Here is a 13,590-nt window from a genome sequence, read left to right as displayed (position 1 = left end):
CGGACAATTACGGAAGTCCGCGATAAAACCACACCAGAGGTGCTCCGGTGAACAATGCGATCGACTTCGTCACCGACGACGGAACCACCGTCAAGATCGAACCCGCACAACCGCGCAGGCAAGGGGCGCACAACGTGGGAAAACAGCCCGGTGACGCCACCGGGCAAAAGCACCTCGACGACGTCCTCCTACGAATTCGCAAGGTCGCCGAGGCCGTTTCCGAGCAGATCAACGGCTTCTCCGAGATCCCCGGCGGGCCCTCCGGAGCGGAGGTGGAGTTCGGGCTCAGCGTGAGCGCCGAGGCCGACGCCGTGATCATCAAGGGCAACGGCGAGGCGACCTTCAAGGTCACCCTCACCTGGTCGGGGAGCTGAGCCCGCCCCGGCCCGACCCCGGACACGACGAAGGGGCGCCGGGGACCGTTCCGGGGAGAACCGGTCCTCGACGCCCCTCGAAGCCCTACGCAGGCTCCCTCGCGTGACCTAGTCCCAGTCCAGGCCGCCACCGGTCTGGTACTCGATCACGCGGGTCTCGAAGAAGTTCTTCTCCTTCTGCAGGTCCATGACCTCCGACATCCACGGGAACGGGTTCTCCGTCTGCCCGAAGATCGGGGCCAGGCCGATCTGCTCGGCCCGGCGGTCGGTGATGAAGCGCATGTAGGTCTCGCACAGCTCGGAGTTGAGCCCGAGGATGCCGCGCGGCATGGTCTCGCGGCCGTAGGCGATCTCCAGCTCGCAGGCCTCGATCAGCATCTGGCGGACCTCGGCCTGGAACTCCTCGCCCCACAGGTGCGGGTTCTCGATCTTGATCTGGTTGATCACGTCGATGCCGAAGTTCAGGTGGATCGACTCGTCGCGCAGGATGTACTGGTACTGCTCGGCGATGCCCACCATCTTGTTGCGGCGGCCCAGCGACAGGATCTGCGCGAACCCGGTGTAGAACCACATGCCCTCGAAGATCACGTAGAACGCGATGAGGTCGCGCAGGAACGCCTGGTCGGCCTCGGGCGTGCCCGTGGAGAACTCGGGGTCCTCCAGGTTCTGCGTGTACTTCAGCGCCCAGGAGTCCTTGGCCGTGATCGAGGGGACCTCGCGGTACATGTTGAAGAGCTCGCCCTCGTCCAGGCCGAGGCTCTCGCAGATGTACTGGAAGGTGTGCGTGTGCACGGCCTCCTCGAACGCCTGCCGCAGCAGGTACTGGCGGCACTCGGGGTTGGTGAGCTGCCGGTAGACCGCGAGGACGATGTTGTTGGCGACCAGGGACTCCGCGGTGGCGAAGAAACCCAGGTTGCGCTTGAGCATGAGGCGCTCGTCCTCGGTGAGCCCGTCCGCGGACCGCCACAGCGCGATGTCGGCCTGCATGGCGACCTCGGTCGGCATCCAGTGGTTGTTGCACCCGGCCAGGTACTTGTCCCACGCCCACGTGTACTTGAGCGGGAGGAGCTGGTTGACGTCCGCGCGGGCATTGATCATCGCCTTGTCGCCGACGTCGACGCGCTCGGCGCCGCTCTCGATCTCACCGAGGCCGGTGCCGGCGTCGACCGTGTTCGTTGTACTCATGAGGTGGTGTTCCGATCCTTGCGTGGGGTCTGCGGGCTCGCGTGCGACGGACCGGCCGTCACTGGCAGGCCTCGCACTCGGGGTCGTCGATCGCGCAGGCCTGGTCCTCGTCGACGTCGAACTCGTCCTCGGCCGGAGCCGGGGCGGGCCGCGGCGACGGGCTCGGGGACGGGGAGGGCGCAGGGGACGGGCCCGGCGACGGCGCGGCCGCGGGTGCAGCGGCGGGCTCGGGGGTGGCCGAGACCGCGTTGAGGCGGCCGTCGGTGCCCTTGATGGTGCTCTTCTCCACGTGGGTGGCGCTCTGCGAACGCAGGTAGTACGTGGTCTTGAGCCCCGAACGCCAGGCACGGCGGTACAGGTTGTCGAGCTTGCGGCCGCTCGGACCGGCCATGTACAGGTTCAGCGACTGGGCCTGGTCGATCCACTTCTGGCGGCGGGCGGCGGCGTCCACCATCCAGGTCGGGTCGACCTCGAAGGCGGTCGCGTACAGGGCCTTGAGGTCCTCGGGCACACGGTCGATCTCGCCGAGGCTGCCGTCGTGCAGCTTCAGCGCGGAGACCATCTCCTCGTCCCAGAGGCCGCGGTCGCGCAGGTCGCGCACCAGGTACTCGTTGACGACCGTGAAGTCGCCGGACATGTTCGACTTCACGAACAGGTTCCGGTAGACGGGCTCGATCGACTGGCTGACGCCGGTGATGTTGGCGATGGTCGCGGTCGGGGCGATCGCCATGACGTTGGAGTTGCGCATGCCGCGCTCGCGCACCTGCTCGCGCAGCGTGTCCCAGTCCAGGGTCGTGCCGCGGTCGACCTCGAGGGCGCCGCCGCGCGCCTCGTCCAGCAGTTCCAGGGAGTCGATGGGCAGCACACCCTTGCTCCACAGCGACCCGTCGAAGCTCTCGTAGGAGCCGCGCTCACCGGCCAGCTCGGAGGAGGCCTCGATCGCGTGGTAGCTGATGAGCTCCATGCTCTCGTCGGCGAAGTCCACGGCGCCCTCGGAGGAGAACGGCAGGCGCAGGCGGAACAGCGCGTCCTGGAACCCCATGAGCCCCAGCCCGACCGGGCGGTGGCGCATGTTCGCGCGCTCGGCCTCGGGGATCGTGTAGAAGTTCACGTCGATGACGTTGTCGAGCATCCGCACGGCGGTGCGCACGGTCCGGCGCAGGCGCTCGCGGTCGATGCCGTCGGGGCCCACGTGCTGGGCGAGGTTGACCGAGCCCAGGTTGCAGACCGCGACCTCGTCGGCGCTGGTGTTCAGCGTGATCTCGGTGCACAGGTTGGAGGAGTGCACCACGCCCGCGTGCTGCTGGGGCGAGCGCAGGTTCGAGGGGTCCTTGAACGTGATCCACGGGTGGCCGGTCTCGAACAGCATGGTGAGCATGCGCCGCCACAGGTCCACGGCCGGCACCCGCTTGAAGACGCGGAGCCGCCCGGCGTCGGCCTCGGCCTCGTAGCGCTCGTAGGCCTCGGTGAAGGCGGGGCCGTAGGTGTCGTGCAGCTCGGGGACCTCGTCCGGGGAGAACAGGGTCCACTCGCCGCCCTCCTCGACACGGCGCATGAACAGGTCCGGAACCCAGTTCGCGGTGTTCATGTCGTGCGTGCGGCGCCGGTCGTCACCGGTGTTCTTGCGCAGGTCGAGGAACTCCTCGACGTCGATGTGCCACGTCTCCAGGTACGCGCACACCGCACCCTTGCGCTTGCCGCCCTGGTTGACGGCGACGGCGGTGTCGTTGGCGATCTTGAGGAAGGGCACCACACCCTGGCTCTTGCCGTTGGTGCCGCGGATGTGCGAACCGAGGCCGCGCACCGGGGTCCAGTCGTTGCCGAGCCCGCCCGAGTACTTCGACAGCTTCGCGTTGTTGCTGATGCCGTGGAAGATGTCGCCCAGGTCGTCGCCGACCGTGGTGAGGAAGCACGACGACAGCTGGGCGCGCGAGGTCCCGGAGTTGAACAGGGTCGGGGTGGAGGCCATGAAATCGAACGAGGACAGCAGCTCGTAGAACTCGATCGCACGCGCGTCGCGGTCGTCCTCGTTGAGGGCCAGCCCCATCGCGACCCGCATGAAGAAGGCCTGCGGGAGCTCGTAGCGCACACCGTCGTCGTGCAGGAAGTACCGGTCGTACAGGGTCTGCAGGCCGAGGAAGGTGAACTGCTCGTCGCGGTCGGCGTGCAGGGCGGCGCCGAGGCGGTCGAGGTCGAAACGGGCGAGCTCCGGGTCGAGCTGGCCCAGCGCGATGCCCTTGCGCACGTACGCGGCGAGGTAACCCTGGTACCGCACGGCCATCTCGCTCTGGCCGGCGGCGTCGGGGGCGCCGGCGACATGGGTCAGGGCCTCGCGGCGGAGCTTGTCCAGCAGCAGGCGTGCCGCGACGAAGGAGTAGTCGGGGTCGGCCTCGACGAAGCTGCGGGCCGCCATGACCAGCGCGAGCTCGACCTCGTCGTCGGAGATGCCCGGGAAGAAGCCGCGGCGGGCCTCGGCGAGCACCCGGTCGGCGGAGGCCCCCGCCAACCGCGCACAGGCCTCGGCCACGACGCTCTCGATCCGGTCGACGGCCGCGGGGGGCGCGGCGGTCCCGGCGGCCTCGGGCGCGGCCTGGACGTCAAGGGTCATAGAGCGGCTCCAACCTCGTATCGGTGTCCCTGCGGGGACCGACGAGGAGAAAGCGCGCACACACCGGCGGGACCTCGTGCGCCCGGGGCGCAGCGGTCGTGGGGACCGGTGTGGTCGCGGTGAGCTCGCCCTCGAAGCCCCCAGCGTCGCACGCGTCGAACGCGTGCACCGGTGGCAGGTCTTCGGACTCACGGGCGTCCTACACAACCGTCGCTTCCCGGGTCCGTGCGGACCCAGTGCCTATGACGGCCTTCGTTCCCGTTCACCGCTGCGGGGCAGTCCCGGACTCTCACCGGGTTCCCTCTTGCCTCACCCACTCGGGGTGAACCATCGGCGGGTCAGATACTACATCTGGGGGAGGGGAGCTTGAAACACCGCAAGATGATCGCGTGTCACCGATCCGCCCGGCACATCTCACACACCGGGTTCCGGGCAAGGGGAAACAGGGGCGCAGGCCTGCGGGGAAGGGCGCCCCATTCAATCAGACCGGGCGCACCCGATCGGCGCACCCGCACCGGCGTGCGGCGGCCGGGAGAGCACGGTGTCCGGGTCCGGCCGCGCAACGAGCGGCCGCGGCACTCAGATCGAGCGGTCGAGATCGTCCTCGTCCAGCCCCAGATCGGAACGGATCCGGAACCTGATGCGCAGCAGTTCCTCGAACAGGTCGTCCCCGCCGCGGTGGCGGCTGCGCGCGCCGGATGTGGCCCACCACTCGGCGCCCTCGAGGTCGCCGTGGGCGTACAGCACCTCGGCGATGTGCAGGTAGGTGGGCAGACCGTCGAGGACGTCCTTCTCCAGTCGCTGCAGGTGGGCGTGGGCGCGCTCGGTCTCATCCATCTGCAGGAGGGCCCCGGCGCACAGGGCCCGCGGGTCGATGACGGTGCGCCCGCCGTCGTCGATGGCGCGCTGGTAGGCCGCGCAGGCGCGCTCGTACTCCTGGGCGATCTCCCACTGCTCACCGGCGCGCACGAAGAGTTCGGCGCGGGTGATCTCGCTTCCGGCATCGGCGCGGTTGGCCAGGTCGTGCAGTTGCGCGGCGACCCTGCCGTGCTCACCGGACCGAACGGCGTCGAACTCCAAACGGTCGAGTTCGGCCGTCGTCACGTGGGTCACGCGCATCGCCCCCATGCCCTCCTCGCACTCCACACACACCGGGGTCAGGGCCTGGCACGCTCCAGCGCCTGCCAGAACCCCTGACGCAGTCCTTCCCGGACCTCGTCGCGCAACAGGTGGTCGACCGGCAGTGCTGACCCCTGGAGCAGACGTGCCTCCAGGTCGGAGGGCATCCGGGGCCTGCGGGCGAGGACGGCCTCGACCCACAGGGCGGGCGCCTCGCGCGCGATCGACTCCGCGAAGCCGCTTCCTTCTTCGTGCGCGACGTGCACCGCATCCTCAACGGTATGCGCGGCGGCCCTCCCGTGTTGGGGATATCCCGGAGCGGACCCGGATTCCTGGTGAACGGGCGGGCCGAAACCGGCGTCGTGTTCGGGACCAGTCGGTGGCCTCACCCCGTGCGGTGGGGTGGGCCCGCCGCCGTGGGCGGCCTCAGTTGCCGTACTGGTCCCATAGGTAGGGTTTGGGTCGGCCGCACCCCCGTATCCGGGGTTCTCCCCGGTACCGAACCGCGGATCCTGCGGTGGCGGTGGGGAGTCTCTGGGCGGTGGCGCGTGCCCGGCCTGTGCCTCACCCGCGAAGGACGGCTGGGGGCCGGTCCCGGCGGCGAACGAGGGCTGGGGCCCCGTGCCCTGCTGATAGGGCGGCTGCGGCCCGGTCATCGGACGACCGTGGGGCGGGCGCCCGGGGGCACCGTAGCCGTTGGGGTCGATGCCCTGCATCGAGGGCTGCCCGCCGGTGGAGCCGTAGCCGGGCTGCGCACCGGCCGGTGCCTGTCCCGGCGGAGCGGGGTGCCCGGGGGGAGCCTGCTGCATCTGGTGCTGCGGAGGCCCCTGCTGCTGTGGGGGTGCCTGGTGCTGAGGCGGACCCTGGTGCTGCGGGGGCTGCTGGGGGCGGCCCGCGTCGGGGTGAGAGGCACCGGGGTAGGCACCCGTCCCGGCGACCGGCATCTGCCGGCCGGAGGGGAACCCGTTGGCGTCGATCCCGCCCGAGGGCCGGCCCTCGGCAGGCCCGGCGAGGTGGTCACCGCCGCGCTGCTCGGCGATGGAGCGGCGCATGGCACGCAGCTGGTCCATCGCGCTGCCCTGGGGGGCAGGGGTCCCGCCGGTGCCGGCGAACATGGCCTCGAGCCCGCCTGTGGAGGGCGTGGCCGGGTCGACCCGCTCACCGGCGGAGGCGCCGGCGACCTGGTGGGGGGTCTCGGGTGCGGCGCGGCGGCCGGTGGAGAAGGCGTCGGTGGTCTTGGCCGCCTCTTCCTGGGACGCGGCACCGCCGTCGAGGAGCTCGACGTGCGGGCGGAGGTGGCCCGCGCCGATCTCGATGAGGTCGTCGCACTCCCGGCGCAGGGCTCGGGAGATGGTCCAGTTCCCCTCCACGGAGATGTGCACGACGGTGACACGGACACCCATGTCCTGGACGTCGGCGACCACGGAGGACATGTCCTCGTCCCCGCTGACCAGTACGGCGTCGCACAGGACCCCGGTCCTGGCGAGGGTGGTCAGGTCGCGCTGGACGTAACTCTCCACGCCCTCACGGCGCCCGGGTCTGATCCTGGCTCCCCGGAACTTGATACCGGGGATGTCCGCGATGCCGTCCTGTTCCTGGGACCGCCGCTCATCGGCGACCGCCTCGTACCAGTAACAACGCAGCAGCGGCAGACCGGTACGGTCGCGGGCCACCTCGTTGAGGAACTGGACGAGTCCGGCGTAGTCCCAGGATACGGAGCCCCGGTTCCGGGTTCCGTGCACGGCCATCGCGCCGTCCGCGAGAAGGTATCCCGCGTCGACGAACAACGCGCAGCGGTCCACGACACCGCCCCCTTCCCTTTCGTCTGAGGGGTCATCTCCATGACCGGGGCTCAGCCTAGCCAACTCTGTATGCTTTTGCGTGCCGCTTCTTAATACACACAGTTACGGTCCGACTACCCTCGGATTGCCTTTCGGGGGTGTGCTGCGAGCGGGCGGGCCCCGGTCGGAACCCGCCCCTGACCTCGGCCCCCGGATCAGCGGCGCATGGGGGCGTCCAGGGCGATCGCGCCCACCAGGACCGCGTCCTGATCCGACCGGATTCGGATATCCGTATCCCGCCCGACCACGGGGTCGAATCGCACCACGTCCGTCCCGAAGGTGAAGGGGTCGCCGACCGCACCACGCGACGACGAGACGAAGGCGTTCTGCGCGCTGCCGTGGTGGCCGTCGGTCGGGGCCAACGGTGTGCCGCCGGCGGTGACCTGGTCCCCGCCCAGATCCGCGTCACCCTCCCAGGCCACCGCGTTCAGGTCGCCCGGAACCGAGCCCGGCAGCAGTCCGGACACCGGGAAGTGGGCGTCGGAGGCCCCCTGGAAGACGGTCACGGTGTCGTCCATGACCATAGTCTGGCTGTGCACGTCCACCGTGGGGTCCTCGAGCACCACGACCAGGCTCCACCCCGCGTGCACCCCGGTGCCCTCCAGGTGCGGGACGTCGGCGACCCACCACTCCCCCGCGCCGTGCTCGGCGACCATCGGGGTGACGTCCGCGAAGGCCTGGTAGGCGCCGTACCCGGGGAGCTCGGCGGTGTCGTGCTCGGCCGCCGGGACCGTCGTGTACGAGGCCATGCCGGGGCCCTTGACCCGGGCGGTGGGGGCCGACGGCTCTCCGGCGCCGGAGAAGTAGAGCCCGGCCCAGAGCACGGAACCGCCCTCGGGCATCTCCCACTGCGCGGAGCTGGACGCCTGCGTGGTGGGGTCGTGGTCGCGGTCGAGCGGCTCCATCTCGAAGTGGTCGTTGTCGCGGTGTTCGCCGCCGCGTTCGCGGGCCTCGGCGCAGGGGCCGGGGTGACCGGTGTCCGGGTCGGCGTCCTCTTCAGGGGCCTCCGGTGTTTCGGGCGCTTCAGGGGCCTCCGGGGCGTCGGGCGCATCGGGGGTCTCCGCGGGCGGTTCGCCGTCGGGCGCGTCGGGGTCGCCGGGGTCGGGTTCCTCGGGGCCGGATCCGTCACCGGGGTCGGGCAGGCCGGGGAGCTCGGGCGTCTCGGGTGTGTCCGGGAGCCCGGGCAGGCCGGCGCCGGGGTCCTGTTCCGGGTCCGTGCCCTGTTCCCCGTCGCCGGGGTCGGCGGGGGCCCGGCTGAGGTCCCCGGTGTCCTCGGGCAGGGGTTCGGTGTCCTCGGCCGGGGGCTCGGTGTCCTCGGGGGCTTCCGGGGCGTCGGGCCCCTCCGGGACGCCGGGGTGGCTCCACCCGTGCAGCGGCCACGGCCACCAGGGCTCGGGCTTCTCGGGCTTCTCCGGTTCCACGCAGGTCATGAGGGTGTTGCCCACAGCATCGGAGCTGACCTGTCCGGCGGCGGCGTACCGCGCGGCCACACCCTCGGTGGCCACACCGCGTTCACCGTCGACGGTCGTACTCACCTCACCCGAGCTGACGGTGACCGAGCCGGGAACGTCGGTCTGCGCGCCCTGGTCCACACGCACGTCCAGGAACTGGGTGGCGTTCTCCCCCTCGCCGAGCCCGGACAGCACACACGTGCCCTCGCCGCCGCCCCCGGACGAGCAGCTCCAGTCGCCCGTGCCCGACGAGGCCGGGAGGGCGCTGCCCGCGCCGCCGGCCTCCACCAGGGTCACGCCGGGCGGGAGCGTGAAGTCGGCGATCACGTCGTCGGCGGTGGCCTGACCGATGTTGCGCACGTCCAGGACCATGATCCCGTCGGAGCCCTGGAGCAGGGAGCCCACGGGGTCGACCCCGGCGGCGAAGGCCGGGAACTCGTCGTCGACGGGGATGTCCTCCTCGGGGACGTCGGCGGGCAGAACCGCCTCCTGCGGCTCGGGCTCCTCCTCCGGGTCGTCGGGGGTGTCCGGGTCGTCGGGGGCCGCGGGGTCGTCCGGGGCGGGCTCCTCGTCGTCGTCCTCCGGCGGGGCGTCCGGGGCGTCCGGGGCGTCCGGGCTGTCCGGGTCGTCGGGATCGTCGGGGTCCTCAGGGGCATCGGGGTCGTCGGGGCTGTCCGGCGCCGGCGGGTCCTCCTCGGCGGGCGGGGCCTCGGGCGCCGCGGCAGAGGGTGTGTCCTGGGTGACCGGTTCGTCGGCGCTGACCAGGGCCAGGGCGACCGCGGCCGCGACGGCGGCGGCCGCCACTCCCCCGGCCGAGGCCTGCTGCTGTCCCTTGGACATGCGGTTCCAGCCCGCGCCGCCGACCGCGCCCGGACCGGCCGCCAAGTAGCCGGCGGCCCCGGACCCGGCGAACAGGGGCAGCACGATCCCGCGCAGCCCGACGTTGACGTCCATGAGCTCGGCGTAGACCTCGCGGCAGTGCCCGCAACCGTCCATGTGGGTGTCGACCCGGCCGCTCTCCCGCTTGGCCAGGCCTCCGCGCACGTACGCACCGAGCAGGTCGATGGTGGGACGGCACGCCTGGGGTGCCGCGCCGCCGGCCAGGTGCATCTGGAGGTAGGCCTGGCGCAGCCCTTCGCGGGCACGGTAGGCGAGCGCGGCGACACTGTTGGCCTTCATCCCGAGCAGCGGGCCGACCTCCGCCGGCTTGGCGCCCTCGATCTCGGTGTGCCACAGCACCGCCTGCCAGCGTTCGGGCAGCGACAGGAACGCACGCGCGATGAGGGAGCGTTCCAGGCCCTCCAGCGCCGGGTCCACGAAGGGCTGACCCGGGGCGACGCTCTCCATGTCCTCGGTTGCCACCTGCCGCTTGTCGCCGCGGCCGCGGTCGTGGGCCGCGTTGCGCACGGCGGTGAGCAGGTAGGGGCGGAACGCATCGGTGGGGCCGCCGCCGCGCTGGATCACGCTGAGCACACGTGTGAAGGCCTCGGCCACGGCGTCGTCGACCTCGGCGTCGCCCCGCAGGAGCTGCCGTGCCAGTCCGCGCCCGGCGGCCGAGTGCCGTTCGTACAGAACCGCGTAGGCCCCGGTGTCCCCGTCGCGTACCTGAGCGATCAGCTCAGCGTCACCGACGAGTGTCTCTGTGTCGTTGCCTCGGGCGTCGGTCACCCAACGTCCTTTCTTCGGGGGGAGCCCTCCGCAGACCGGGAGACGGGCGGTCGGCACAGGGCGAGGGAGCCCGTGCACAACTTACTCGGAAAAATATCCCGCATCCGCGTCATAGCCGCCACCGATCTCCGTAAGTCGTGTGACGGAGGGCCTCGACGGGGCCGTCGAGGTGACCGAACGACCTGGGGGAACTGACGTGGGCGAGACAGACGTGGACACCGGGACCCGTGCCCTGGATCTGCGCGCTCCGTGGGGGCGCCGAAGCCGCGCGCGGGGCTGGGACCCGCCGGAGGACTGGTGGACCCCAGCCGTGGACGCGGTGTGCGCCGCGCACGACGACGGCCGGGACCTGACCGGACCGTGCACCCGCCTCGGGGCCGCCCGGGCCCGCGGCGGCATCGGTGTGGGGCAGAGCATGATCGACCTGGCCGCCTTCACGGACGTGGCCGGGTGGGAAACACCACCCCTGGAACTCCTCCGTGCCCTGGCCGAGGGGTGGACCGACGCGGGCCGCGGAGCCGACACGTGCCAGGACCCGCTCACCGGCCTGGCCAACGCCGCCTACCTGCGCACCCGGTTGGCCGAGCTCTACCGCTGCCCCGAGGAGGCCGAGCCCGCGGCCGCGCGCCACCGCCTGCTCGTGGTCTCGCTCGCCGCCGGCCTGGACCCGTGGCGGCGCGCCGCGCGGCTGATCGTGCTGGGGCACGAGCTCGGCCGCTTCTTCACCCGCGGCGAATCGGTGTGCGTGCTCTCGCGCGGCCGCGTCGCCGCCCTGGTACCCGCAGCCCCGACGACGGCCGCGGAGGTGTCGGCCCTGCGTTCCGGGCCGTGCCGCGACGCGGGCGCGTCGGTGTGCGAAGTGTCCCTGCCCGCCACACACCGGGAGGCGGTGACCCTGCTCGACATCCTGGCAGGCACCTGACCCACAAGCGCCGTCCGGTGCGGCGCGCGGGCCCGCAACGAGGGGAGCGGGACCCCGCACCGGACGGTCGAGCCGGCCGCCGTTCCCGTGAGGGGAGAGGAACGGGGGCCGGCCCCGCCGGAGCGCGACTCCGGGCCCTCTGGCCCCGTCGGGGGCGGCCCGTGAGCCCTCCGGAGAGGGGCGCCCCGGGGCGCCCGGGGACGCGCCGGCAATGGGGAGGCCGGCGCGTCCCCCCTTCTTCTGGTTGCGTTCCACCACGTCAGCGCAGGGCGTGGATCAGCTCGGCGAGGGCCGCGCCGGCGTGCTCGGGGCGCGCCTCGCGCACGGTCCACCCGCGCATCCCGGCGAGCTTGGCCACGTGCGCGAAGGCCGGGTCCACGCACAGGTAGCCGCAGGGCGCGTCGGGCCAGTCGGCGACGGTCGGCAGGTGCTCGGTGAGGTACCCGTCGGGGGCGTCCGGCAACTCGGGTGCCGCGCCCTCGGGGCTCTGGCGGGCGGCGATGTCGGCGCGGGTGGGGCTGCCCGGTTGCGGCAGCCACGCGTCGACCAACACGTAGGCGTACACCGGGCGGTGTGCGGCGCGTTGGGCCGCGCCCACGGCGCCGAGCAGGGGGCCGGCGCCGCCCTCCGCGACGAGGGCGAGCGGTGCGCGGGGGTCGCCGGCGGGCACGGCCCGGCCGGTCTCCAGGCTGGCGCGGGCGACGTATCGCGCGGCGTAGGGGGCACGGTCGTCGTCGGCCACCTCGACCACGGCCGGGTCGAGGCCGCGTTCGGCCAGCTCGGGCGCGAGCTCGGCCAGGCGCCCGGGGGTGCCCAGGGGCGGGGGGAGGCAGACAGCGATCACGCCGTGCCGCCCGCCCGGGTCTCCTCGCGCACCCAGTCGAGGTAGGCGGGGTTGCCGCCGACGACGGGGACCGCGACGATCTCGGGGACGTCGTAGGGATGCACGTCGAGGATGCGGGCCGTGAGCGTCTCCAGGCGGTCGGCGGTGGTCTTGATCACCACGATCCACTCGGGGTCGTTCTGCACCTCGCCCTCCCAGCGGTAGAAGCTGGTGATGGGGCCGCTGACCTGGGCACACGCGGCGACCTGGTGCTCGATCACCGCCCTGGCGACGCGTTGGGCTCCGTCCTCGGTGTCGACGGTGGTCTCGACCCGCACGGTGCCGTCGGCGCGGACGGTCTCGCCGGACTTCGTCATGGTCACCCCTCACGACCTGGGATCCCGGCGTCGTTCCGGGATCTCGGTGTTCTAGGCTCACTCATCATGAGCGAACGTGATGAACTCCTGCGTCAGATCAACGATAAGGCGGTCGTCCGCGGAAAGGTGACCCTGTCCTCGGGCCAGGAGGCCGACTACTACGTGGACCTGCGCCGGGTGACCCTGGACGGGGAATCGGCGCCCCTGGTGGGTTCGGTGATGCTGGACAACGTCGCCGACCTGGAGTTCGACGCGGTCGGCGGTCTCACGCTGGGCGCCGACCCGGTGGCCACGGCGATGGTGCACGCGGCGCACGCCCGCGGCCGGAAGCTGGACGCCTTCGTGGTGCGCAAATCCGGCAAGGCGCACGGGCTGCAGCGGCGCATCGAGGGTCCGGACGTGCGGGGCCGCAGGGTCCTGGCGCTGGAGGACACCTCGACGACGGGCGGTTCGGTGATGACCGCCGTCGAGGCGCTGCGCGAGGAGGGTGCCGAGGTCGTCGCCGTGGCGCTGATCCTGGACCGGGGCGCGCGTGAGGCGGTCGCCTCGCAGGGGCTGGAGTACCGGTCGGTCTACGGGGTCTCCGACCTGGACGTCTGAGGGGCGTCCCGTCCCGGGGGTGTGCCGTGGCCCGGGGTCAGCCGTCGATGCTGAAGCTGAACTCCGGGTCGCGGTCGGAGATGTCGCGCTCCTCGCCGTTGACGAAGACCTCCACCGCGGTCGGGTCCTCGACGGTGACCTCGAGCCCGCCGTCGGCGGTCGTGTAGTTCACCGACTGGCCCTGTCTGAGTTCGTAGTCGAGGAGGACGTCGCCGCCGGGCTCCCGGACGTGGACGTTGCTGGACTCCCCGGTGACCTGGATGTACAGAGCGCCCAGGTTGTCGGGCCGTTCTTCCTCGACGGATGCCTCGGAGGCGTTGGCGTTGACACTGGTGTCTGTCGACGGCAGTGACCGGTAGAAGAAGAACACGCCCAAGCCGACCATGCCGACCAAAAGCACGACGGCCACAACGATGGCCATCACCTGACCAACGCCTCGAGGATCGTTCCTATGCCTTCCCACGGCGTCGAATGTAGCGTGTATCACGGCAAAAAGCGACAGCAGTCGACCAGTAGCCCCACCGATCACACAATTCGGTCACATCTTCACAGATCATCCCGCCCCCTGTCTCCCCCGGAAGAACCGCAGGGAACGGACACCCCGCAGCTCACGTGAACCCGA

The 13,590-nt window shown here is 71.7% G+C and carries 10 protein-coding genes, 1 pseudogene and 1 riboswitch; of the genes and pseudogenes, 3 read left to right on the top strand and 8 right to left on the bottom strand.

Going from position 1 to position 13,590, the window contains the following annotated elements; translation table 11 throughout:
• Positions 1–47: 47 nt before the first annotated feature.
• Positions 48–374 carry a CU044_2847 family protein gene (locus tag IDM40_RS24125; RefSeq protein ID WP_193124356.1) on the top strand — a complete coding sequence of 109 codons (327 nt, stop codon included), beginning with the start codon at positions 48–50 and terminating at the stop codon, positions 372–374.
• Between the two features lie 108 nt (positions 375–482).
• Here the strand turns inward: IDM40_RS24125 and IDM40_RS24120 are convergent, their stop codons facing one another.
• From IDM40_RS24120 to IDM40_RS24100, 5 genes and pseudogenes are all read right to left on the bottom strand, one after another.
• Positions 483–1,742: a ribonucleotide-diphosphate reductase subunit beta gene (locus IDM40_RS24120; RefSeq protein ID WP_268959394.1), complete on the bottom strand. Its 1,260-nt coding sequence runs from the start codon at positions 1,740–1,742 to the stop codon at positions 483–485.
• Positions 1,633–4,167: pseudogene (locus IDM40_RS24115) on the bottom strand (ribonucleoside-diphosphate reductase subunit alpha); the annotation flags it as partial. The gene IDM40_RS24120 and the pseudogene IDM40_RS24115, both read right to left, overlap by 110 nt.
• A 156-nt stretch (positions 4,168–4,323) precedes the next feature.
• Positions 4,324–4,514, bottom strand: a riboswitch (cobalamin riboswitch).
• Positions 4,515–4,746: 232 nt separating this feature from the next.
• Positions 4,747–5,295 carry a hypothetical protein gene (locus IDM40_RS24110; protein WP_193124353.1) on the bottom strand — a complete coding sequence of 183 codons (549 nt, stop codon included), beginning with the start codon at positions 5,293–5,295 and terminating at the stop codon, positions 4,747–4,749.
• Between the two features lie 29 nt (positions 5,296–5,324).
• Positions 5,325–7,088 (bottom strand): NYN domain-containing protein, encoded by a 1,764-nt coding sequence (locus IDM40_RS24105; protein WP_193124352.1) that lies wholly within the window; start codon positions 7,086–7,088, stop codon positions 5,325–5,327.
• Positions 7,089–7,282: 194 nt separating this feature from the next.
• Positions 7,283–10,246 (bottom strand): sigma-70 family RNA polymerase sigma factor, encoded by a 2,964-nt coding sequence (locus IDM40_RS24100; RefSeq protein WP_193124351.1) that lies wholly within the window; start codon positions 10,244–10,246, stop codon positions 7,283–7,285.
• A 196-nt stretch (positions 10,247–10,442) separates the two neighbouring features.
• Here IDM40_RS24100 and IDM40_RS24095 point away from each other — a divergent pair, with 196 nt between their 5' ends.
• On the top strand, positions 10,443–11,168 hold the full coding sequence (locus IDM40_RS24095; protein WP_193124350.1) for a hypothetical protein: 726 nt from the start codon (positions 10,443–10,445) through the stop codon (positions 11,166–11,168).
• A gap of 259 nt (positions 11,169–11,427) precedes the next feature.
• On the opposite strand, the gene IDM40_RS24090 is transcribed toward IDM40_RS24095, so the two are convergent.
• Both IDM40_RS24090 and cutA read right to left on the bottom strand, forming a co-directional pair.
• Positions 11,428–12,012, bottom strand: coding sequence for a hypothetical protein (locus IDM40_RS24090; protein WP_193124349.1), 585 nt, complete (start codon positions 12,010–12,012; stop codon positions 11,428–11,430).
• A complete protein-coding gene (gene cutA / locus IDM40_RS24085) occupies positions 12,009–12,368 on the bottom strand; it encodes a divalent-cation tolerance protein CutA (protein WP_193124348.1) in 360 nt (119 codons plus the stop codon). The genes IDM40_RS24090 and cutA overlap by 4 nt, the downstream gene beginning before the upstream one ends.
• Positions 12,369–12,434: 66 nt before the next feature.
• Between cutA and pyrE the strand changes: the two genes are divergently transcribed.
• Positions 12,435–12,968 (top strand): orotate phosphoribosyltransferase, encoded by a 534-nt coding sequence (pyrE, locus tag IDM40_RS24080; protein WP_193124347.1) that lies wholly within the window; start codon positions 12,435–12,437, stop codon positions 12,966–12,968.
• 37 nt (positions 12,969–13,005) lie between these two features.
• Here pyrE and IDM40_RS24075 read toward each other — a convergent pair whose 3' ends face one another.
• A complete protein-coding gene (locus tag IDM40_RS24075) occupies positions 13,006–13,389 on the bottom strand; it encodes a RodZ domain-containing protein (RefSeq protein WP_193124346.1) in 384 nt (127 codons plus the stop codon).
• Positions 13,390–13,590 lie beyond the last annotated feature (201 nt).

Origin of the sequence: Nocardiopsis coralli, from assembly GCF_014892575.1 — a bacterium.
In the GTDB taxonomy this organism is placed as follows: domain Bacteria; phylum Actinomycetota; class Actinomycetes; order Streptosporangiales; family Streptosporangiaceae; genus Nocardiopsis; species Nocardiopsis coralli.
This window is presented reverse-complemented; position numbering and strand designations above follow the sequence as displayed.